Source organism: Chitinophaga oryziterrae (assembly GCF_009758125.1).
Lineage (GTDB): Bacteria > Bacteroidota > Bacteroidia > Chitinophagales > Chitinophagaceae > Chitinophaga > Chitinophaga oryziterrae.
In genome coordinates, this window is record NZ_WRXO01000001.1 from 1323141 (window position 1) to 1348920 (window position 25780).

Sequence of the window (25780 nt, forward strand, 5' to 3'; positions counted from 1 at the left end):
ATAGCATTCCTATAGCATTCTACTGGCATTCCTATATCCAAACGATATAGGAATGCTGAAAGAATGCCGAAGGAATGGACTTTCAGTGATGAAGGGATATAGGATTTTGGAATTGGACCATACAGACTGTCATAGTACCCGGGCTGAATAACGGTGCGAATCAAAACTAAAAGAGTTAGATCCGGCAGATGTAGCAAGGAAATAAGGTCTCTTCCGGTAATATCCGACCTGACAAAATCCTATTGAAGATTGTTAAAATATGTGAAACGAGATGTACGCTATTGATCTAGTTTAGCGGCGTAGCAAATATTCTCAGAAAACCATATAAAAAACTTGTAGCCCATTTCACGTACTCATTAAAACCCGATTCTCTTAGCCTGTTTACTAACAACAAAACCTAAGAAAACCCAACAAGAAAAACCTATTTTATGAACAAAGTAAAATTCTCAATCCTGAGTTTAGGATTAGTTTTGTATTGCTCTTTAATGAAAGCGCAAACAAACATTGCTCCACAGGCCACGGCTACGACTTCGTACGTATCACCCTGGGAAACTATTACCGCCTTAAATGACAATTTCACACCGGCGAATTCTAATGATAAGTCGCACGGTGCTTATGGTAACTGGAACAATCCGAACACGATCGAATGGGTGCAGTACAACTGGTCACAGAATTATACAGTAACTTCTATGGAAGTATACTGGTTTAATGATGGAGGGGGAGTACTGACACCAACAACTGCTTATGCAGAATACTGGAATGGTTCATCCTGGGTTCGCCTGGCTGATATACCATTGCAGACCAATGCATTTAACGTAGTTCCGATCGCATCGATGAATATAGACAGGATCCGCGTATCGATGCTGAATCCCTCTCAGTCCACAGGAATGCTTGAATGGCGTGTAATGGGTACTGCCGGAGGAGGAACAGTAGATACTACAGGAGGGAAACCTTATACATGGCCTGCCTATTCTCCTACCATCAGTTACAATTTCAGAGACGAATTCCCAAGTTTACCTGCTCCTACGGTGGCATTAAATGATTGCCCCCAGGTTGTTGGAACGCAATCTTCCCAATGGTGGGCTTTCCGTTGGGGACCCAATAAAAATTCATTGGTTACGACTGCTGCCATTACGCCACTGCTTGCGAGATTAAATACTGACTTTGCCTATTTCCGCGATCAAATGGGCTGGCCTCCGGATTTACGTGCGAAGAAGGGTTATTTCAGTTCAGTATACCTGTACGGTTCAGGGCTTTGTACCGATAATGCACCCAATACAGAATTGGGTGGCTGGCAAAGTACTATATACTATAACGGAGTTAGCTGGCCAATGGTGCTGGCATCCTATTATCCTATTTACAGTTATGACCCTGCCTGCTCTTATAGTGACCGGGAATTTCAGAAAGGAGCAATGGTGCATGAAGGTATTCATGCTTTATTGGCCGACTTACCAGGTGTAAAGCAGTCTGCATGGTTCCAGGAAGGTGGTAATGTCTGGTTACAACAAACTGCTGATGCAAGAAGGTCCGGTAATTTTAATACGATGGGAGATCTGAACGGTACGGATTTCATCGCCCCTTTTATGCCAATTGAATGTTACTCAGGTTGGTTACAGGATGGTAGCTTTGGTGGACCTTCAGCAGAAGGGGTTAACATGTTCAATGGCAATCAGCAGATTTGTACATGGCGTACCTATTTAGGCGGACACCAGTACAGCAGCTCATTCCCAACATTTTTGGGTAATGCATTGGGTGATGGCGCTGTTCCCTGGATATGGAGAAATGCACCTGGCCGCGTACTGGAAGGAATTGCTTCCGGAGTTGGCGCTACACAAATGCGCAGATTAATTACAGAATACCGCGCTAAACAGGCTCTGGTAGATTTTGGTCCATGGAAAACTGCTGTACTGGCATTATTAAATGGGCACTTCGGACAATCAATTGGTGCAGAATGGCAACCTTCCTGGTTAAATCCTGATGCATGGATTGCTACTCCATACGTTAAAACTACGAACAATGCAGGACTGCTTACTCCTGAAGCCCGCACATTACCAGGATGGTCAGGAGCCAATCAGATCCCTCTGACAGTAACAGGTAATATCGTTACTGTTAACTTTGAACCAATTGGTGCGAATATGACCTGTCAGCTGGTTTATCGCTCAACAACAGGTGTTCCGGTATATAGCCAGTATGTTTCAAGTGGTACTTGTAGTTTGAAGCTGGATGTTCCTCCTGCAAATGGGGTTGTCATTGCCGTTATTACAAATACTGATTACATCTATAATGGTGAAAGTACCCGCACAGCTCATTATGATTATCGTTTGAGATTGGTTACCGGTGTTACAGGCGCTGCCAGCGTTAACACCAAATGGTATAATTCAGCTACGCTAGCGAGTGCAAGAACAGCTGGTAATGATACCACTGGTGAAATAGGGATAGACTGGTCAAAGTATTGCAATCATTCATTTGAGAGTACCCGCGTAGTTGCTGAAGTGAAAGAGATAGTAAATCCTGCTGAGTTTTTGATGTACCCTAATCCCGTTGTTGAAAGCACTAATGTAAAGCTTGAATTTATCAATCCTGTAATGGAAAAGACCGTTATCACTATTATTTCAATGAATGGTGGAAGAGTTTTTGAAACTGTTACTACTGGTAAAAATTATATGATTAATACAAAGAATTTTAAAAGTGGAATATATCTGGTGAGAATTAAGAACACTAAGACGAACACCACTCAAAAGCTTGTTGTAATGTAACTTTTATACCACATTAACAAAAAAAGGCTGTCCTGCGGGGCAGCCTTCTTGCTTTGTACGATAGCCGTAACAAAATTTATTTTTTCAATGGACAAACCACTTAATCTGCTGGTAAAATTGTAAATTTGGATGGGTAGCCGAATACTCCTGGAACATATAGATTCTCAATTGTGTCAACAAGGTCAACATTATTTTCATATCTGAATCTCCTATGCAAAAAGAACAACCTTCAATTTTCGACCGCGATTTCATACAGGAAACATTGATTCGTCGTCGCCAGCTTATGCCGCTGGCATTGAAAATATATGTGTGGTTTTTTATGTTACTTCCTTTTCTTTCATGGGCCAGCAGATCTTACTTTTATTTTAATCATAAGATATCATTCAATATCAGTTCCATTAAGGGCTTAGTCTTAGTGACTGCATTTGGCAGCCTGTTGTTACCGGCTTTGCGCTTTCTGTCAAACCTTTTTATTTTACTTGAGAAAAAATGGGCTATCCTGTTTGCATTGATAGTAACAACCCTTGATATGTTATCCTGGTGTTATTCCTCTGTTAATCTTTTTTACTTATTAAAGACAGGCTTTAATAGCGTAGTAATTTTTAGCTTATGCTGGTTAGTGCTGGAAATTCCTTATCTGATTATGTTGTTAAAAATAAAACGGGATTGGGAAAAAACTCCTGAAAAAGAATTGATGTAACTACTCATTCAAGGTATGGTCCTATTGCATTGTTTTATATAAAGTTAATGCAGGCTTAAGATTCGGGTAACATTCGCATTTGACATTTGTGCATTCTTGTATACAACAAAAATGTATAAAAATGCCTATTCGCCAAAAGGGAATCTTCTTTAGTATTATTTTCTGTTTAACTGCACTTTATTCAATGGCCCAGACTAACCTCGCAGGTGTGTCGGGTAAAATTAACGGGAAAGATGGTACGCCACTACCCGGAGCTATTATATCAGTAAGAAATGAGTCTACTGGTTTCCAAACAAAAGTAGTGTCTAACGATAAAGGAGAATTTCTCCTGAAAGAGTTGCCACTCGGTTCCCCTTACACTGTTACTGTTGAAGCAATGGGAATGGTTACCCAGAAACAAACCGGCTATTCATTGAACCAGGGAGACCTGATCAAGGTAGCTTTTAAAATGGAAGATAAATCAACCGATCTTCAGGCAGTTGTCGTTTCTGCCGGTTCCCTTAAAAATAAGATAGAAAATATCGGCGCCGCTACAGCTGTAACGGCCAGGGATATTGCGAAGTTACCGGTGAACGGAAGAAACTTCACCTCACTGATGGACCTTTCTCCATTAAGTAGTGGAAGTAACTTATCCGGACAACTGGCTTCTGCTACCAACTTCACTATTGATGGTATGGCTGCAAGAAGTACTATCGCAGGTGGACAAGCTACCGGTGCTTACTCCATTACGATGGAAGCTGTAAGAGAGTTCCAGGTAGTTACCAATCAGTATGATGTTACCTATGGTAATGCCGGTGGTGGTACTGTAAGTACCGTTACAAAGTCGGGTACAAATAAATTACAGGGAAGCGCCTTTTCGTTCCTGCGTACTAACTGGTTATCCAGTCAGTATGGGCTGAACGGATTAAAACGTAATCAGAAATTCTCTACCTATCAATATGGATTTTCAATAGGAGGGCCTATCATTAAGGATAAAGCACATTTCTTCTTAGCATGGGATCACCAGGAAGATTCACGCCCGTTATATATTGCCAATATCCAGTCGGCAAGTGATGAAAAGAGAAACAACGTAACCCAGGCTACGCTGGACCAGTTCCTGGTTATAGCGAGGAATAAATATGGCGTTGCCAGCTCTCCTCAGTTCGGACAATTTGATAAAAAGAAAAATACACATGCGGTTTTCGGAAGGATTGACTGGCAGCTGAACAGCAGAAACCTGTTAACTGTAAGAGACAATTTTATCTACGATATGGATAATCAGTCAGATGGTGATAACACTGCTATTAACATCTACGAGGTATATAGCACCCGTAAGAGTATTAATAACAGTCTGATGGCATCTTTACGTACCTCCATCAACTCAAATGTAACCAACGAACTGAAATTACAGCACTACTGGGAGTATAATAAAATGTTCGCCAATCCACAGTTACCTGCTGATAATATACCAAGAGCTATCGTACAGAATATCCAGTCTGTAGCGAGTGATAGTTCTGTACTGACTACTGCCATTCAATTGGGCGGACAACGTTATGGCGGTGACTATTTCAATAATAATCTTGTACAGTTAGTAGACAACTTATATTGGAATACGGATAAGTCACACTTCACATTCGGTGGTGGCCTTACCTTTACCAACCAGAATTCCATTTACGGAAGTGAGACCAACGGACGTTTTTATTATACGGGTCTGACTAACTTCAATAACCTTACTCCTTACCGTTTTGCAAGGGATATTTATTTATCAGATAATCATAATATCAAGTTTAATATTCTTGCTCCTAATGTGTATGCACAAATGCAGACGAATTTATTCCCTGGATTTGATGTGACTGTAGGTGTACGTGTAGATTATACAGATTATCTCAATAAGGCAACTTTCAACCAGACAGTATTTAATACACTTGGACTGAATACCTCTAACCCCCTCAGGACCTTACAGGTCCAGCCTCGTTTCCAGGCAAACTGGGACCTTGGACAGAATAAAAAGGATGTAATCCGTTTTGGTGCAGGTATCTTAGGCTCTGCACTCAACCCTTATTCCATGATCAACAATATGTTGTTTGATGGTTCTCATCTGGTAGGTGTTGATCTGACAGGTAGCATGGTACCTACTCCTGATTTCCCCGGATACCGCAAGAATCCTGCAAGTGCTCCGGGAATGGACCTGATTAATAATCCGAATATTCCTAAGCTGGCAACCATTAATATGAATGGTAAAGATGTAAAGGTACCTACGGTATATAAAATGAATGCTTCCTATTCACACTTCTTTACAGAAACATTCAGAATGAGTGTGAACGGTTATCTGACCTTCGGTCGTAATAACTACACGTATTTAGATGGTAACATGGTAGATCAGCCTTATTTCCGTATTGCCGCTGAAGGTAATCGCGGTGTGTATGTTCCTGCTTCTACTATTAACACGACCAATGGTTCTGCTGACTGGACGCAGGGCCGCAAGACAACTGAAGTAGGTCGCGTATTACAACTGGAAAGTAAAGGAAAGGTAAACCAGATGGCATTTGTGATTGATGGAAGTTACCGTTACTTCAAAGACGGAGAAATTGCCTTCTCTTATACCTGGAACGATAGCAAGGATAACACCTCTTACAATGGTAACGTAGCTAACACCGCAACACTTGTGCAGTATGTAAAAGATGATCCCCGTGATCTTGGAAAGATGAGTTATTCTGATAACCAGTTCAGAAATAAAATCGTTGTATATGGTACTGCTCCTACCTTCTGGGGTGTTAGTGTTGGTGTACGTTTCTCAGGTATAAGTGGTACACGTTATTCCTTCATCGTGAACGGAAACGTGAACGGGGACTTTGTTGCGACCAATGACCTTGCTTATGTATACGATCCTAAAGGTGAGGCTACTCCACAGTATTTAAAAGATGGTATCAATGCTATCCTGGCTAATCCGAATGTAGAAAACAGTGCGAAAGATTATATCCGCAAAAACTTCGGACAGATCGCTGAAAGAAATGGTGGTGTGAATCCTTTCTATGGCGTATTCGATTTAAGACTATCTAAAAAGATAAAGACCTTCAAAAACCAATATCTTGAACTTTCTGCGGATATGTTCAACGTGTTGAATTCTCTTAATAAGGAATGGGGCGTAAATCATAATGTAACTTCAACGAATTTATATACTATCAAAGGCTTTGATCCAGCTACTAATACTTACAAGTATGCGGTGAATACCAATGCAGGTGTTTCAGCATTAAGTGGTAACCCTTACCAGGTACAGATAGGTGTTAGATACGGTTTCTGATAAGCATTAAATAAACGAAAGATGAAGAAGTTAATTATTGGATTGTATTGTTGTCTTGGATTTCAACAGGTAAACGCGCAGACGGCCAAATATGTAGTGATGGTCACTGTTGATGGTTTCAGACCGGAGTTTTACCTGGACAGTACCTATGGTATGCATACAGTCAGAGAACTGGCCCGTAATGGAGTAGCAACTGAAGGTATGAACCCTGTATTTCCTTCTGTGACTTATCCGGATCATACGACTATGGTGACAGGTGTTACACCTGCCAAACATGGGATTTATTATAACACTCCATTTGAGCCGGCGGGACAAACAGGTAAATGGTACTGGGATTATAACCTGATCAAGGCAACTACCATATGGGATGCTATGCATAAGGCTGGTCGTAAGACAGCCTGTGTACGCTGGCCAGTTACATTTAATGCCCCGATAGATTATCGTATTCCGGAGTACTGGAATTACAAGGATATGTCGGATAGTCGTCCTTATACCGCGGCAGCCACACAGCCATTGTCTTTGTGGAAAGAAGTGCAGGATAGTGCTACCGGATATTTAGAACCGGATGATATCGGTGCTGAACATAATGAGCTGATTGCTGATGAGAATGTTGCCAGGATGGCGGGTTATATCATCCGTAAGTATAAACCAGGCTTTATTGCGCTTCATCTGGCCTGTACAGACCATTACGAACACCAGGAAGGCCGGGAGGCTTATATGGTGCGTGCAGCTGTCTCCGGGGCAGACAGGGGGATTAAAACCCTTGTAGAAAGCATTCATCGTGCAGGTATTGCAGACAGTACGTTGATTGTGATATTGGGAGACCATGGATTTGAGGATATTTATCGCTCTTTCAATCCTAATTTCCTGCTGAAGGAGAATGGTCTGATAGGAGATGTGAAAAAAGGTGAATGGAAAGCGCAATTTCATACTTCCGGTGGAGCTGCCTTTTTGCAGTTAAAAGATCCAAAAGATAAAGTAACGCTGGAGAAGGTGAAGAGCATCCTGCAAAATGTACCGGATTCACTGAAACAATACTTTGCAATAGTAGATGAAGGGAAAATGGCTGCGATAGGAGCTGATCCGAATAGTCCGTTTGCATTGACAGGATTAAATGGTACTTCTTTCGGAAGCAGTACTAAGGTGGTGACAGAGACTTTTGCTAAAGTAAAAGGTACACATGGTTATTTCCCTGATCATAAACAAATTCAGACAGGCTTTGTAGCTTTTGGTCCGGGTCTTAAAAAAGGAGTGGTGATTCCTGTTATGAATATGACGGATGTTGCTCCTCTGATTGTAAAGATCGCGGGTATTGAGTTACCTGGTATGCAGGGGAAACTGATTACTGAGTTTTTGAAATAATCAATCTTCTTTATAAAAAGGGGCTGTCTTCAGTATGGAGCAGCCCCTTTTTTTTGTGTATAGCCCTTCATTAAAATCCAGAATAATCCTCCCCATATATCTATATATAAAAATAAATATTATTTGTATATAATTAATATATTTATATTTGTATTGTTGAGAATAAGTTAGTTGTGCATTTTATGTACTGGTAGTGGCATTGTTTTGTAGTAATACTTGGACAAATATATATTGGCATATGACCTTTCTTTGCCATATAAAGCGAACGGATATTTAAGCAAACCCTTTAATCTATGACAACAGTGGCCGAAAGGCTGCTCATCTTGCCCTGTGCTATGAAAATATATTTCATTAAAGCTATATTAAGCGTCAGCTTAATGCTTTTCCCATTCCTGGTTTTTGGCCAGTTACCTTACAGTCCATGTAGTCCCAGCGGAGGAAAAAGAGCCGACGTATTGGCTGTGGAGACAAAATATAAAGCTCCTGGTGGGGCTGCACCAACGTTCACTATTCCTGCAGGTGCGAGATCTATTGCGGTCTATACGTCTTCTGAGACGGGTATCACTACCGGTGGTGAGAATCCGCAGGGTGATGAGGATTTCATCACTATCAATGCAATCATTGATCTGACAACCAGTACCTCGTCGGGTTTTGTGAACTATGCGAAAAATACAAATCTGGATGGTTCCGGTACGAATGTGTATGGATGGAAGAAGGCTCCGTTAGGGGCTTTTATACCAACTGGTAGTAAGGTAGGAGATGCAGCGCCGAATCTGAACGATGTAAATTTTTCTGTTTCGGGTTCGACATTAACGATCACGGAGAGTGCCACGGGGACCAATTCTTCTTATTATGTAGAATATTTATCTCCGTATAATAATTCCCTGAATCCTCTGACACCAGAGATAAGGACACTGTTACATGGTGCAACTGCTGCGAATACAGACTTGTTGATACCTATACCAGCGGGTGCCAGCATTGCATTTATTTCGGCAAAAGGCACCAACTCCAGCGCTGTTGACCTGAATTCGGGAGCAGGTACGGAAGAGGGTTATTCCAATATGCGTTTTACGATTGATCTCGATAAGGGGTTAACAGATGGTTTTGTTACACTTGCGAATGGTGGATCTGTTGACAGACGATCTACTTATGTGATCAATGATATGAGCAGTACAGCTACTACCAGTATGCTTTCTGTTGCAGGTATTTCCGGTGATTATGCATCAAAACTGGTAAGTGCAGGTGCGGTGGGTGTTTATAATCCACAGATATATGTATCCGGTTCTAATCTTGTTATCAAACGTGATGCAAATTATGCCCGGGATTTTGATGATGCTTATGTAATAGAGTTTTATACCAGGGTAGGGTTGGGAATGAGCGCTGAATTTATCGATTCTGATATCAAGAGTATTGCTTCGGGAGTGGATTCTGGTCCGGGTGTTGCGAGGGTTTTTAATATTCCTTCAGGTACAAACTTTATCTATTTTAATGAAACAGGTAATGCCGTAAATACAAACAATGAAAGCAATGAAAATTCCCTGGCATCTTATGCTTACATAGACTTAAATGCGGGAACGGCTACCGGGTATTTTTATCAGCAGGTAGGGTTGTCAAATGCAACGAGAAGAGATGATAATTATGCGTTCAAAAGCGTGCCGCTGGACAATACCAGCACACGCACCCATACAAATACGGTAGGATTTAAAGGTCCTAATGTGTATGATATTTCGTTTGCATTGTCCGCTGATAAAAGTCAGCTGACAGTTACGAATAAAACAGGTCTGGCTACTACTTATTACCAGTTCCTGTTATCGGCAGATTTTTATGGCTCCAAGCCGGATATCGCTTTTAATACTTCGAATATTACTTTTACCAAGGGTAGTTCCTGTAATATTGTAACAGCACATGTCAATGTTTGTAATCCCGGATCTGGTAATAACAGTGGTGGGATGCCTATTGCATTTTATGCAGGAGATCCTACTTCAGATCCTACTGCGAAGCTGTTATACACCAGCACTTTTAATCAGGCGATTGACCAGGGTGAATGTAAAACCTTTGATTTTAATGTTGACCTGAGCAGCTTCAGTAACCTGAACATCAGTATGACACTTATCATTAATGATAATGGCAGTTTTGTTACTGGCGGTGTGGGTACTGCCGTGGGTACACCATTTACACTGGCTTCTCTTGTAAATCAGAATACGGGTTATAAAGAGTGTTACTACGATAATAATATTATTACCAAAACGATTAATGTAAATAATTGTCCGGTTACTAATCTTGATCCTGATAATAGTTCCGGTGCTACAGGTACTAATAATTTTAAGAATTATTTTGCAGCAGGAAGTGCTACGGGGTCAATAGTGACAGATGCTGATATAAAGATTGTTGACCCGGATGGGGGGGATGTATTTGGTGCGACCATTACCTTAACAAATGTACTGAATGCAGGCGCGGAAGCATTGACGCTTACCGGTATATTACCTGCGGGAATCACGATGACGGGTAATGGTACGAGTGTGATTACTTTATCCGGACAAGCTTCTGCATCAGCGTATGAAACTGCGCTGAAGATGATTACCTACAAAAACACCAACGGCTCTCCGAATACAACAGACCGTATTATTACTACCACAGTAAATGATGGTATTGAAACGGGACCTATTGCTACTACTACCATGGTGATATTAACGACCCCTTATGTTAATATAACAGGTAATAGTATCACTATTGCGGATAACACTGCCACTACAAATATTGCGGACGGAACAGGGTATGGTACAAATATCACCGCAGGTGCTGCTGTTAATCACACGTTTACTATTCAAAATGTAGGAACAGGTGTGATCAATCTGACAGGCTCTCCACTGGTGAAAATTACAGGAGATGCAGGTTTTACGGTTACTACGCAGCCGGCGTTAACAGCAGTATCAACTGCAACCAGCGTTCCTTTTGTAGTGAGTTTTAATCCGGCTGCTCATACGATAGGTACTTACACTGCTACTGTTACAATTGTGAACGATGATCCGAATGTGGGCCGCGCAACTTACACTTTCCTGGTTTCTGCAGACGTAAACAACCTGCCGGTTGTTACTAATAATACAGTATCTGCGAATGAGGACAATACACTCACCTTTACGGCTGCCAACTTCACGACTCATTACTCAGATCTTGATGGTACTGCGCTGAATAAGATAAAGATTGTAAGTGTACCGCTGAATGGTAGTTTCAAGTTGAGTGGTCTAGTAATTACTGCCGGACAGGAGATCCCTGCTGCACAGCTTGGGAATATTACTTTTACGCCTACAGCTGACTGGAATGGTAGCACCTCTTTCGACTGGAATGCTTCCGATGGAACTTCTTATGCGGCAGCGGATGCAACCATGAACATCAACATTAATGCGGTGAATGATGCGCCTGTTATAACAGTACCTGCCAGTCTTGCCGTTACAGAAGATATTCCCGTTTCTCTGAATGATGTATCCTTAGCTGATATTGATGCAGGAGCAGGAAATATAACAGTAACGTTCTCTGTTCCTGACGGAGTGATAAATGCAACCTCTTCGGGAGGAGTAACCGTGAGTGGTACACCTTCTGCACTTATATTAAATGGTACCCTGACTGATATCAATGCATTTTTAGCGGCTAATAATGTCACTTATTCTTCTTCACAGAATCCGCCGGCATCCGTTATTATGACGGTGAATGTATCAGATAACGGGAATACCGGTTCTGGTGGAGCGCTACAGGATACAAAGACGATAACGATAGGTATAACTGCAGTAAATGATGCACCTACCAGTCCGGATTACACGAATACAACGAATGAGGATGCACCAGTGAATGGAACGATAACAGGAACGGATGCAGAAGGGGATGTGCTGACTTATACCAAAGCAACAGATCCCTCACATGGAACGGTTACGGTAAATTCAACGACCGGTGCTTATACTTATACACCAGCGGCTGATTATAACGGCCCGGATAGTTTCACCGTAACGATAGATGATGGGAATGGTGGAACTAAAACAGTAACGGTGAATATCACAGTTGATCCTGTGAATGATGCACCTACCAGTCCGGATTATACAAATACGACTAATGAGGATGCACCAGTGAATGGAACAATAACAGGAACAGATGTGGATGGTGATGCGCTGACTTATACGAAAGCTACTGATCCATCACATGGAACCGTTACTGTTGATCCAACAACCGGTGCTTATACTTATACGCCAGCGGCTGATTATAATGGCCCTGATAGTTTCACTGTAACGATAGATGATGGCAATGGTGGGACTAAGACAGTAACGGTAACTATCACAGTTAATCCTGTGAATGACCCACCTACCAGTCCGGATTATACAAATACAACGAATGAGGATGTACCAGTGAATGGAACGATAACAGGAACGGATGCAGAAGGGGATGTGCTGACTTATACCAAAGCAACAGATCCCTCACATGGAACGGTTACGGTAAATTCAACGACCGGTGCTTATACTTATACACCAGCGGCTGATTATAACGGCCCGGATAGTTTCACCGTAACGATAGATGATGGGAATGGTGGAACTAAAACAGTAACGGTGAATATCACAGTTGATCCTGTGAATGATGCACCTACCAGTCCGGATTATACGAATACAACGAATGAAGATGCACCAGTGAATGGAACAATAACAGGAACAGATATAGATGGTGATGCGCTGACTTATACAAAGGCTACAGATCCATCACATGGAACAGTTACTGTTGATCCAACAACCGGTGCTTATACTTATACGCCTGCGGCTGATTATAACGGTCCGGATAGCTTCACTGTAACGATAGATGATGGCAATGGAGGGACTAAGACAGTAACGGTAACTATCACAGTTAATCCTGTGAATGACCTGCCTACCAGTCCGGATTATACAAATACAACGAATGAGGATGTACCAGTGAATGGAACGATAACAGGAACGGATGCAGAAGGGGATGTGCTGACTTATACCAAAGCAACAGATCCCTCACATGGAACGGTTACCGTAAATTCAACAACCGGAGCTTATACTTATACACCAGCGGCTGATTATAACGGCGCGGATAGTTTCACCGTAACGATAGATGATGGGAATGGTGGGACTAAAACAGTAACGGTGAATATCACAGTTGATCCTGTGAATGATCCGCCTACCAGTCCGGATTATACAAATACGACTAATGAGGATGCACCAGTGAATGGAACAATAACAGGAACGGATGTGGATGGTGATGCGCTGACTTATACGAAGGCAACAGATCCATCACACGGAACAGTTACTGTTGATCCGACAACCGGTGTTTATACTTATACGCCTGCTGCTGATTATAACGGCCCGGATAGTTTCACCGTGACGATAGATGATGGTAATGGTGGTACTAAAACCGTAACAGTGAGCATTACCGTAACAGCAGTGAATGATAATCCTACCGGCACTGGTGATACAAAAACGACTACAGAAGAAACCGCAGTAAGTGGCACTGTCACAGGTGCTGATGCAGATGGAAATGTGGTTACCTATACAAAAGCTACGGATCCTGCACATGGTACAGCTACAGTTGATAACACAACCGGTGCTTATACCTATACACCAACACCTGGTTATACCGGAACAGATGGTTTTACAATAACGATAGATGATGGCAATGGTGGTACAACTACGGTGATAGTGAATCTTACAGTAAATCCCGGTAGTCCTGCTGTAACGCTGGTGAAAACGGCGGTGGTAAACGGTGATAAGGTAACATATACATTCATCTTCAAAAATACCGGCGATGTTACTTTAAGTACGGTTACACTGACAGATACGAAACTGGGTATCAGCAACAAGAGTATTGATGTGAGTGGCGGATTGCTGCCTGGTGCTTCCACTACCTATACAACAGTATATACTTTAACAGATGCTGAAAAAGCGGCAGGAACAGTTAGCAATTCTGCTTCTGTAAGCGCTGCAACACCAGGAGCAACTGTGGTAGGGGATATCTCAGGTACGGATGAAAACAACAATGATTCAACTGTTACTGCATTACCTGCTCCGCCGGTAGCTGCAGATGACCAGACAAATACCAATGTAAATAAGGCGATTGTTATAATCGTACTGGATAACGATGATGCGGGTACATCTACACTGAACGATCAGACAGTAGAAATAGTGACAGCGCCTGATCACGGAACAGTAGTAGCGAATCCTGACGGAACTGTTACGTATACTCCGGCAGCAGGTTATGTAGGTGACGATGTCTTTACTTACAGGGTGAAGAATGCGGAAGGTTATTATTCAAATGCTGCTATGGTGACAATAACCGTCAAGGCAGGAGATGTAAATGTACCAACGTTGTTTACACCAAATGGAGATGGTAAGAATGATGTATTTGAGATAAGGGACCTGAATCAATATGCGGATAATGAGCTGATCATTGTTAACCGCTGGGGTAATGAGGTATTCAGACAGAAGAACTATCAGAATCGCTGGGATGGTAATGGTTTAAATGAAGGTACTTATTATTACCTGCTGCGTATAAAACGTACAAGTAATTCGCAATGGGAGGTGATTAAAGGCTTTATTACACTTGTAAGGGCTTTTAAAAAATAATACTATGAAGAAGATATTATTGATAACAGGGTTGTCCTTAGTGCTGGGTTTTAAAGCTAAAGCCCAGCAGGATGCCCAGTATAGCCAGTACATGTTTAACGGGATTTATATCAACCCGGCATATGCAGGTTATAAAGAACAGCTGAACTTACACAGCTTCTACCGGACGCAGTGGACTGGTGTTCCCGGTGCTCCTAAGAGTTTCTCGCTGGCAGTGGATGCCATTGCGAACGACGGTAACGTGGGCCTGGCCTTCCAGGTAGCCAGCGATAAGCTGGGCGCACAAAGCAACCTGTCTGCCTATGGCAGTTATGCTTACCGTATCCGTCTGAACCCTGATGGTAGTTCAAGACTGGCACTGGGATTAAGTGTAGGTGTGATGCAAACAGGATTGAATGCATCACTGCTCACAACGAATGATCCTGAAACGGATATGCCGGCGGGTACGCAGAATAAGATAGCGCCTGATGCAAGAGCGGGCGTGTTCTATTCCGATAACAGGTTTTATGCGGGATTATCTTTTGATAACCTCATAGTACAGTATATCAACAGTCATTCTACCTATGTTCCGCAAACCAAACTGCATTATTATGTGACGGCAGGTATGCTGGTGGCTATTGATGAGAACTTCCAGCTGAAACCATCTTTCCTGTTGAAAGATGATCTGGGTGGCCCGACAAGTCTTGATCTGAATACATTCCTGATGTATAAAGAGATCATCTGGCTGGGTGGTTCTTACCGCAGCAGGGTGAATATCTATGATAAAAGTTATCTCCAGAAAAACCTTCTTTACCGCAACGCTGTAGTAGCTGCGGTAGAGCTGTTCCCTGTGAAAGGGTTGCGTGTAGCATATGCCTATGATTTCTCTATCGGACCTTTGCAGGGTTATAGCAGCGGTACACATGAGATATCTGTAGGGTTTACATTCAATAAACAAAATCTCAGAATGGCAACCCCCAGGGTGTTTTAAATTAAACAATAATGAAAAAGTTACACTACGCTATCTGCCTGTGTTTGTTGTTTTCGTCTTTAAATGCAGTGGGCCAATATATACTTAATGAGGCCGATAAACAATACGAAGCATTTAAATATGCCAAAGCTATTGATCTTTACGAGCAGGCGTATAAAAAGAAGGCTACTTTACATGCTGCTGAACGGCTGGCCGACTGCTACCGGTTTAATAATGATTATAAACAGGCAGAAAGCTGGTATGCGATTGCTATAAAGATGCAGGGAAGTAAACCGGAGAATATCCTGCATTATGCACGGGCATTGCAAAACAATTCCAAATATGCAGAAGCAAAAACACAGTATCTGAGTTATGCTGCTGCGGATAAAAATGTGACGGCCGCTCAGAAGGACATCTGGGCGAATTCCTGCGATTCTGCTATCGCCTGGATGAAGAACCCTGATCCTATACGGATAGATAACTATAAGGTGCTGAATTCAGCGCAGTCCGACTGGGGAGCTGTGCCCTATATGGATGGTACTGTGTTTACATCAGACCGGTATGCGGATGGTGTTACTCATCTGAAACCTAAAAAAGCCTTTTTAAGATTTGATACAAGGATAGATCCTGATAGTCAGTTGTATGGCTGGACGGGTAATGATTACCTGCATTTGTTTTTTAAATCGGGTAGCACGGACAGTGTGCATTTATTCCCTTTGAAAACGGGTACTGATTATCATGTGGGGCCTGTTAGTTTTACAAAGGATGGGAATGAAATGTATTTCTCATTGACACGCATACCACGTAAGATCACCAGGGCTAAAGGAGAACCTTCTACCATCAATATCGAAATTTATCACAGTAAAAAAGATAGTGCAGGTAACTGGTCGGCCCCTGTTGCTTTCCCTTACAATAAAGTAGATGCATATTCTGTAAGTGATCCGTTTATTACTGCGGATGGGAATACGATTTATTTTTCATCGAATATGCCGGGTGGTGCAGGTGGTTCTGATATTTATAAGTGTGTTAAAACTGCTGATGAATGGGGACAACCGGTGAATCTGAAAGAAGTGAATACAACGGGTAATGAAAGAAGCCCGGCTGTTGATAAGAATAATACGCTTTATTTTTCCAGCGATGGACGTGTAGGTATGGGCGGACTGGATATTTACAGTATGGCTCCTGGTGGTGTTGTGAAGAATGCAGGATATCCGGTAAATTCTCCGCAGGATGATTTTGCTTTCAGTTTGAGAGAGGCCGGTGGCATTGCTTATTTATCTTCGGATAGAGAAGGTGGTATTGGTAGTGATGACGTGTATAAAGTGTATGAAAGAGAAGTACCGGCAACTCCGGTAGCTATTACAGTAATTGATGAGAAAACGAAAGAACCACTTGAGAATGGTATAGTGACGATCGTACAGGACGGTAGTCCTGCGATAAAAACACAGACAGATGAAAATGGTAAAGTAGTGGTTGGACTTGATAAGGATAGCAGTTACAAACTCATTGTAGAGAAATCTGATTATCATGTGAATGAGATAACCGGTGATTCAATCGGGGGGAAACCGGTTCCGTTAACGAAGATCGAAATGAATAAGGAAATCAAGCTGGATAACATTTATTTTGATTTCAATAACTTCCATATCAGACCAGATGCACAGGCTTCACTGGATAAACTGGTGAAACTGATGAAGAGTGATGCGACTATCTGGATCGTACTGGGATCACATACGGACAGCAGGGGGAATGATGCATATAATATGAACCTGTCTGAGAAGCGTGCGGGATCTGTGGTGGCTTACCTGATAGCTAAAGGGATCAGTAAAAACAGGGTAAGCGCGAAAGGATATGGCGAAACCCTGCTGTTGAATAAATGTACCAACGGAGTTAGCTGTACTGAAGCAGAACACCAGGTGAACAGAAGAACGGAGTTTAAAATAGTTAAATATTAAGTTTTTGATAAACAATTAAAAAAAGGTGCGGCGAAAGTTGCACCTTTTTTTATTTAATTTGAGGGGGTTATGAAAAAGCTAAATATAGTAGCGCTGTTACTGGTATTCCATGTAACCTTTGGACAGTCTACAGAATGGCAGTATCTCTCCGGTACTGGCAGTGACCATACCCAGGGCATTACAAATAGTATTGTATTTTGATTTTTCCGGAAAGTAATATTTTTATTGTATAACTTACACTTATTGATTATCCATGTTATGAAAAACATATTATTAACCCTTTGTCTGTTACTGTTGGGCATGCCATACCTGTATGCACAACAAAATTCCGACAGTGCTTATAAGCGACCGCTTGCAGCGGTGCTGGCTGATATTGAGCAGCGATTCCATATAAAGATCAGGTACTCACCTGCACAGGTGGATAACAGGTGGGTGTTGTATGCCGACTGGCGTTACCGTCCTACCCTGGAAGCTACATTGGATAATATACTTACGCCGTTGGATCTTAAAGTAAGGAAAGAGAAAGACGCTGTTTATAAGCTGGGTGAGTATGAATACTATCGCTGGCCTGTGGCAGAAGGATGGGCAGAGTTAGACAGGATTGCTGCGCAATATAGTAATATACAGCAATGGGAACAGCGAAAGAAACAGTTGAAAAGTTGTATGCTGGAAGCGTTGCAGCTATCTCCTTTACCTGCTGCCCCTGCATCTTCACCTGTCATTACTCCCGAGAGAAAATTTGATGGGTATACTGTACGTAATATCGCTATTGAAATTCTGCCCGGGGTGTATATCAATGGCTCACTTTACAAGCCTGCCCATTATAAGGGAAAGATACCCGTAATTCTTAATCCGGACGGCCATTGGGAAAAGCAACGCTACAGACCCGACTGCCAGTACCGTTGTGCTTCACTGGCGCGTATGGGCGCGATGGCATTCAGCTATGACCTTTTTGCCTGGGGAGAGTCTCTTTTACAGTTCGACGTTCCTGATCATCGTAAGAGCCTGGCGATGACGATACAGGCGTTGGGTACTATCCGTATCCTCGATTACCTGTTGTCTTTGCGTGATGCAGACACTGCCAGAGTAGGCATTACCGGTGGTTCCGGGGCAGGGAGTCATACAGTATTGGTAGCAGCGATTGATGAACGTATAAAGATAAGCGCCCCTGTAGTGGCTATCAGCTCGTATTTCTACGGGGGATGCCCTTGTGAAAGCGGGATGCCGGTTCATGCCTGTGGTGGCAGGACAGACAATGTGGAGATTGCTGCTATGGCAGCGCCACATCCGCAACTGCTGGTAAGCGACGGGCAGGACTGGACGGATAAAACACCGGAGCATGATTTCCCTTATCTGCAGAAGGTATATGGCTATTATAATAAAAGCGGGAATGTTTCCAATGTGCATCTGCCAGCGGAAGGTCATGATTTTGGGATTAACAAGAGACAGGCAGTGTATGAATTTATGGCTAAATACCTGGGCCTGGATATGCATGCACTGGATGAGTCGAAGGTAACGATAGAAAAAGAGTCTGCGATGTATGTATTTGGAGAAAAAGGAGAAAAACTACCGGCGAATGCGATACATGGATTTGATCAACTGGAGAAAGTGTTTTACAAATGAGGTTCGGCGTTAACAATAAAATAATACGTTCTATTACCAGCTAACAAAGTTATCTGATAGCTTTGCGGGGGATTGCATGTGCTAAATCCAGAACTATACCGCTGGTAATATGAACTAATATGAAAGGAAAGGCGATAGATCCAGATGAAGAAAACCAGGTGTGGAACCGGTTTTGTAAAGGAGACAGGGCTGCCTTTGATAACATTTATGCCACTTATTTCTCACAGTTATTTCAATACTGCCTGCGTTTTACGCCTGATAGAGAACTTATCAGTGATGTAATGCAGGATTTTTTTATTGAACTCTTCTGCAAACCCCCAAAGAATACGACTGTTACACATTTAAAGAGTTACCTGTTTGTGTCTGTAAGAAGGAGACTGCTGAAGACTATTAACAAGGAAGTGAAGATGTTCGAGACACTGGATGATGAGGACTCCTACGATTTTCAGCTGGAGTTATCTGCCGACAATGCACTGATAGCCATTAACAAAAGTGAGGCGATACAGGGTATCGTCAATAAACTGACTACCAGACAAAGAGAAGCCGTTTACCTGTATTTCTTTGAGGATATCACTTATGTAGAGATTGCAGAAATCATGTCACTTAAAGAAGTGAAATATGCCCGTACACTCATTTACAGGGCATTGGACGATATCCGGGAGATCCTTTCCCGGAATACCGGTTTATCCGAGTTTATCAGAAATTAAAATATTTTTTATCTTCCTGAGGGTTTTTATACCCCTTATCTACTCTTATCTGTAACAATGAATCAGGATAATACTAAAGACGCGCTGTTTACCGGTTTAAGGATAAAGTCCGGACCTATACCTGAAATGGTGACCGTGAAAAAGAACATTGATGCACTGCTGAATAAACGTGCGAAAAGGATATTCATGTATAAAATGACAGCCGTAGCTGCTTCTCTGTTGTTAATAGGGGTATTTATAGCCTTTATGCGCAATCCAACGATGGGGGAGTCTACTGCCTACGCAGCGACGAAGGAAGTTGTCCTTCCGGATGGGTCTAAGGTGCTGCTAAATGCTCATTCTACCTTACACTATAAAAAACGCTGGAACTCCTGGAAAGAAAGGGAAGTTTGGATAGAAGGAGAAGCTTTCTTTACAGTAACGAAAAAGCCTTCCGGTTATCATCCCAAGTTTGTGGTGCATGCAAATGGACTGGATGTGGCTGTGATAGGTACAGAGTTTAATGTATATTGCCGCAGGAATAAAGTAGTGGTAGTGCTGGAGAAAGGAAAGGTGACAGCGACGGGTACAGGAGATATTAAAGGTACATGCAGCATGCATCCGGGTCAGATGATAGAACTGAACAGTACAGGGATCCATTTAAGCGATGTAACCCCTGTTGCATATACATCATGGAAACAGCATCGCCTGTACTTTACCAATGCGCCTTTAAGCAGGGTGGCACAGGTACTTGAAGATAATTACGGGTACCACATTACATGGAAGGATAAAAAAAGAATGCAGGATACATTTACGGGATCTTGTCCTGCGGATGATACACAGATGTTGTTAAAAGCAATTGGATTGGTATATAATATGTCAGTAACAGTAAAGGGGAATACAATCATTTTTCAATAAAGACATCGCTTCTTAAGAAAGAAACTTATAAGTATTTTTATGGACATTAAATTTAACAGGTACATTGTCCTGGCTGTCGTTCTATTGCTTCAACTGAAAGTAGTGACAGCTGACGGACATACATTCAACAGGCCGCCGGTGAACCAGGAAATGGTATCTCTGGCAGAGGCTTTACAAAGGATGCAGCATTCCTTCCATGTGAATTTTAACTACAGCAGTGCTACACTTGCCAACAAATATGTATCTCTTGAACAGGTACCTGTTTCCGGCCCTTTCAGTGAGGAAAAAGTGTCAAAGATGCTATTGCCGTTAGGACTGGTAATGGTGAAAATAACAGCCGCTGATTATGCGATCAGACCAGTACGTTCTACGGTGGTCTTTAACAAAGTAATATCCGGTTTGATCAGTAATGAAAAAGGGGAGCCGGTTCCGGGCGCTGTTGTTACAGATAAGGCATCCGGGAAAACAGTGGTGGCAGATGCGGAAGGACATTATTCTATTGAAGTGGCTGATGCTGAGTCTATACTGGTATTCCGCTCTATGGGATATGTTGCTAAAGAAATAAAAGCAGGAACTTCCGGTCTGCTGAATATACAACTGCTGACGAATATAAAAGACCTTTCAGCCGTAGTGGTAACAGCGCTGGGCGTGAAACGGGAGGAGAAAGCATTGGGGTATTCTATTGCTACACTGGACGGTTCAAAAGTGAATACCGTGAAAGAAGTAAATGTAGTAAATGCATTGTCTGGTAAAGTAGCTGGTGTCGATATCAGAAGCGCCAGTTCTGATCCCGGTGGGTCTGTACTTATTACCATCCGTGGATCTTCTTCTATTACTAATAGTAACCAGCCTTTATTTGTAGTGGATGGGGTGCCTGTTATATCGGCTAACAGGGCGCCTTCACAACCGATAGGGCAGGTAACGGTGGATTATGGTAGTCCGGTGTCTGATATCAATCCTGACGACATTGCTACTATTACTGTATTAAAAGGCGCCAGTGCTGCTGCCTTATATGGTAGCAGGGCCGGAAACGGAGTGGTGCTGATCACTACTAAAACAGGTACAAAGAAAAAGAAGGAATTGAATGTGAGTGTGAACTTTACGGCGATGTTTGACAAGGCCTGGCAGTTCCCTCAGTTCCAGAATGAATATGGTGCAGGAGATGCAACAGGGTCCATTGATCCTACTAATACTTTATCTACAGCTTCATGGGGGCCAAGATTAGACCAGGGGACCAAACATCTGCAGTGGAATAGTCCTGTTGATGCAAATGGCGACCAGATACCTACAGACTGGGTATCATACCCCAACAGGATAAAGGACTTTTACCGCACAGGGCAGACGTATACAAGCAATGTAGCGGTGTCTGGTAATAACTACCGGCTTTCCTATACAAACCTGCAGAATAAAGGGATTACGCCTAATACTGATCTGGAAAGGAATACACTCAACCTGGCCACAGGCTATGAACTGAATCCAAAGATCAAGGTAACGTCCAATATTGCTTACACTAATAACCATAGTAATAACAGACCTACGTTTAACCGGGGTAGCTCCAGCAGTATTGTGTACACCATGCCTGCGAATATCAACACAAAAGAGTTGAAGAATTACTGGATAAAAGGACAGGAAGGATTACAACAGTTTTCACAGGATCAGGGGAATACGGACAATCCTTATTTCGTAGCAAATGAGCTGACGAACGGATATACCCGTAACCACCTGACAGGTAACGTACAGGTGAGTATGGAACTGCTGAAAGACCTTACCCTGATGGCGCGTACCGGCCTGGATTTTTATACAGAGACTGATGAGAGTAAACGTGCATTTAGCGCTATCAAGAATCCTTATGGGGGCTACGCTGTAAGTAATTTATTTAGCAGTGAACAGAATACAGACTTCTTGCTGACGTATAAAAAAACATTACCGAAGGAGTGGTCGTTCTTTGTTTCTGCGGGTGCTAACCGCATGGACCAGCGTGCCAATACCTCTTCGCAGACGGCCGGTACACTGGTAATGCCGGGTGTGTATAATATTTCCAATGCAGCTGCGGGTACTATTGCCAACGCTTCTTATAAATCAAAGAAAAGGATCAATAGTGTATATGGTATGGGAGAACTGGCTTACAAAGGATATGCATATCTGGATTTAACCGCCAGGAATGACTGGTCAAGTACATTGCCAGCAAATAACAACTCTTACTTTTATCCCTCTGCTTCTTTAAGCCTGATCGTATCAGATATGTTCAACATCCAAAGCAAGCTGTTATCATTTGCTAAACTGAGATTGAACTGGTCGAGGGTAGGTAAAGATACTGATCCCTACAGCCTCTATAATAACTTCTATTTTAACTCTCCCGACTGGGGTGATGTGAAGCTGGCTAACTTCAGTTCACTACTGAAGAATAACAATCTGAAACCGGAGATTGCCACTTCTTATGAAATAGGGACTGACCTGAAATTCTTCTCAGGCAGACTGGGAGTACAAGCTACTTATTATACTACCAATAGCCGTAATCAGATCATACAAACGCCTACTACCATGACTTCCGGCTATAGCGCTAAAATCATCAATGCCGGTGAAATACGTAACAGGGGATGGGAGTTAGGAATTAATGGTACACCAATAGCTAAACAATTCATCTGGGAAATTGGGGCCAACTTCACCCGTAACAGGAATAAAGTAATTAAACTGACGGATGATATCACCAACTATCTGCAGGGTAGCACAGAAGGCGTGCAGTACCAGATAAGAGAAGGTCAGAAGATAGGAGATATGTATGGCAAGACCTGGGCAACGGTACCCGACGGCCCCTTTAAAGGTAAGGAGTTGCTGGATAATACAGGGCATTCACAGTATGCAACAGACCTGATCAAGATCGGTAACTATAATGCGGATTTCATGGTGGGCATCACCAATACCTTTACCTACAGACATTTTACTTTAAATACGCTGATAGACTGGCGTCAGGGCGGTAAGTTCTTCTCTTATGTATATATGAACCTGTTGTCTGACGGACGTACGGTGAATACTTTGAAGGGAAGGGATTTACAGCATGGAGGTCTCAGTTGGAATGATGGTACTACAGATCGTACAGACGGAATGATAGAAGATGGTTATATCGCTGATGGAAATGGTGGTTATGTGAAGAATACGAACATCACTGATCCGGAAACATTTTATGGTGATTACTACTGGAAGATGCATTCCCGCAATACATTCAGCGCTACATACGTAAAGCTGCGTGAGGTGAGTCTGACATACCTGTTCAGCAAGCAACAGCTTGGTCACTGGCCGGTATCGAATCTCTCACTGTCATTGATTGCCAGGAACCTGTTTAGCTGGACAGCAGCAGGACAGGGATATGATCCTGAAACGGCTATGAGTATCAGTAACGGTAGTATTACTCCGGGTACTACCAGCTGGTCACTCCCTTACACCCGTTCTTATGGTATTAAGCTGGGTCTTAACTTTTAAAATTTATCTGCATGAAAGCGATATATATGCTGGCGCTGGTGTTATTATTGAGTGCCTGTACAAAGAATTTCGATGCGATCAATACTGATCCGAATACAGCAACGACTATTAGTCCGCAGTACCTTTTATCCACTGCCCTCATTAAAACGGCTTATGCCTACCAGGATGATGCATTTATGGGCAAACCCGCAGAAGCAGGGCGTTACATTACCAAGGTGAGGAATGAAGGAGATGATTTATTCGGTTGGTCTGCTGAGAACTGGGACAGCTATTATGGAACGCTGTCAGTCAATAAACAGTTATATGACCTGGCTGCGGAAAGTGGTATGAAACAGTATATGGCCGTATCGCAGATTATCAGGGTGTTTAACTTCGCATATATCACTGACCTGTATGGTGATTGTCCTTACAGCGAAGCGTTGCTTTCAAAGGATAGTGGTATTGTTCATCCGAAGTATGATCAGCAGGAAGTGATTTATACAGATTTATTAAAGACGCTGACTGCCGCGAATGATAGCCTGGCGAATACGAGCCTTGCTATTAATACTACCTACGATGTATTATATGGTGGCAATAATCTGAAGTGGCGTAAGTTCGCGAATGCACTACATCTCCGTTTATTATTACGTATCTCTTCTCATGATGCCACTGCTTTTACAGCTATGCAGACAATGTTGAATGATCCTGCAAAGTATCCTTTGTTTGAAAGTAATAGTGATAATGCAGCGGTGAAATACCTGGGAGTTACTTCTTCTGATAGCTGGGACGGGGGGAATCTGGTGAGTGAGGTGACAGAGGTAAATAAGTATAAACCAAGTAAGGAAATCGTAGACACGTTATTATCCCTGAATGATCCGCGACTGGCCGTATGGATAGCGCCAGTGGCTTCCGAAACAGGATATACGGTTGATGGCAATACATATGTGGGCGTACCAAATGCAATCCCTTCTCCTTATGATTACAATGGAGGGGAAGCACATATTTCTGAATTGTCTGCCATCTTTTATCAGAATGCGAATGATTTGCTGAAGGCAAGTTTAATGACGTATGCAGAGCAGTGTTTTATTTTAGCGGAAGCGGTGCAGCGTGGAGCAGTGACAGTGAGTGATGAAACAGCGGCTTCTCTTTACTATAAGGGAATAACAGCGTCTCTGGAACAGAACGGCGTTAAAGCAGGTACTTATATGGAACAACCTGCCGTGGTTTATAAAGGCACATTATCCCAGTTGATTACACAGAAGTGGATCGCTCTGTTTTTAAAGGGAGCAGAAGGATGGTTTGATCATCGGCGTACAGGATACCCTGCTTTTGTACCCGGGCCATTGTCTGCCATACGCAATATCCCTTCCAGATATATTTATCCTACAACTGAACAATCTTACAATCTTTCACAATATAAATCTGCTGTAGCAAGACAGGGCGCTGACCAGACAACTACACTGATGTGGTATCTTAAATAA

The 25780-nt window shown here is 42.5% G+C and carries 13 protein-coding genes; all 13 read left to right on the top strand.

Annotated elements, in window-relative coordinates:
- Positions 1 to 428 precede the first annotated feature (428 nt).
- The 13 genes from GO495_RS05550 (at position 429) to GO495_RS05605 (ending at position 25780) form a co-directional block, all read left to right on the top strand.
- Positions 429 to 2756: a T9SS type A sorting domain-containing protein gene (locus GO495_RS05550; RefSeq protein ID WP_157298674.1), complete on the top strand. Its 2328-nt coding sequence runs from the start codon at positions 429 to 431 to the stop codon at positions 2754 to 2756.
- Positions 2757 to 2967: 211 nt separating this feature from the next.
- On the top strand, positions 2968 to 3456 hold the full coding sequence (locus GO495_RS05555; RefSeq protein ID WP_157298675.1) for a hypothetical protein: 489 nt from the start codon (positions 2968 to 2970) through the stop codon (positions 3454 to 3456).
- 184 nt (positions 3457 to 3640) lie between these two features.
- Positions 3641 to 6736, top strand: coding sequence for a TonB-dependent receptor (locus GO495_RS05560; RefSeq protein ID WP_205691204.1), 3096 nt, complete (start codon positions 3641 to 3643; stop codon positions 6734 to 6736).
- Positions 6737 to 6757: 21 nt separating this feature from the next.
- Positions 6758 to 8098 (top strand): alkaline phosphatase family protein, encoded by a 1341-nt coding sequence (locus GO495_RS05565; RefSeq protein ID WP_157298677.1) that lies wholly within the window; start codon positions 6758 to 6760, stop codon positions 8096 to 8098.
- Positions 8099 to 8391: 293 nt separating this feature from the next.
- The gene (locus tag GO495_RS05570) at positions 8392 to 14715 is read left to right on the top strand and encodes a tandem-95 repeat protein (protein ID WP_157298678.1); all 6324 of its coding nucleotides are present in this window, start codon (positions 8392 to 8394) and stop codon (positions 14713 to 14715) included.
- A 4-nt stretch (positions 14716 to 14719) separates the two neighbouring features.
- Positions 14720 to 15685, top strand: a complete 966-nt coding sequence (locus GO495_RS05575; protein ID WP_157298679.1) for a PorP/SprF family type IX secretion system membrane protein — start codon at positions 14720 to 14722, stop codon at positions 15683 to 15685.
- Positions 15686 to 15696: 11 nt separating this feature from the next.
- A complete protein-coding gene (locus GO495_RS05580) occupies positions 15697 to 17616 on the top strand; it encodes an OmpA family protein (protein ID WP_157298680.1) in 1920 nt (639 codons plus the stop codon).
- A gap of 69 nt (positions 17617 to 17685) precedes the next feature.
- Complete coding sequence (locus GO495_RS32345) at positions 17686 to 17817, top strand: hypothetical protein (RefSeq protein ID WP_276611793.1); 132 nt, start codon at positions 17686 to 17688, stop codon at positions 17815 to 17817.
- 57 nt (positions 17818 to 17874) lie between these two features.
- A complete protein-coding gene (locus GO495_RS05585; protein WP_157298681.1) occupies positions 17875 to 19239 on the top strand; it encodes an alpha/beta hydrolase family protein in 1365 nt (454 codons plus the stop codon).
- Between the two features lie 119 nt (positions 19240 to 19358).
- Complete coding sequence (locus tag GO495_RS05590; protein ID WP_157298682.1) at positions 19359 to 19946, top strand: RNA polymerase sigma factor; 588 nt, start codon at positions 19359 to 19361, stop codon at positions 19944 to 19946.
- 57 nt (positions 19947 to 20003) lie between these two features.
- On the top strand, positions 20004 to 20843 hold the full coding sequence (locus GO495_RS05595) for a FecR family protein (protein ID WP_157298683.1): 840 nt from the start codon (positions 20004 to 20006) through the stop codon (positions 20841 to 20843).
- Positions 20844 to 20882: 39 nt separating this feature from the next.
- Complete coding sequence (locus GO495_RS05600; protein WP_157298684.1) at positions 20883 to 24320, top strand: SusC/RagA family TonB-linked outer membrane protein; 3438 nt, start codon at positions 20883 to 20885, stop codon at positions 24318 to 24320.
- Positions 24321 to 24331: 11 nt separating this feature from the next.
- A complete protein-coding gene (locus tag GO495_RS05605; protein WP_157298685.1) occupies positions 24332 to 25780 on the top strand; it encodes a SusD/RagB family nutrient-binding outer membrane lipoprotein in 1449 nt (482 codons plus the stop codon).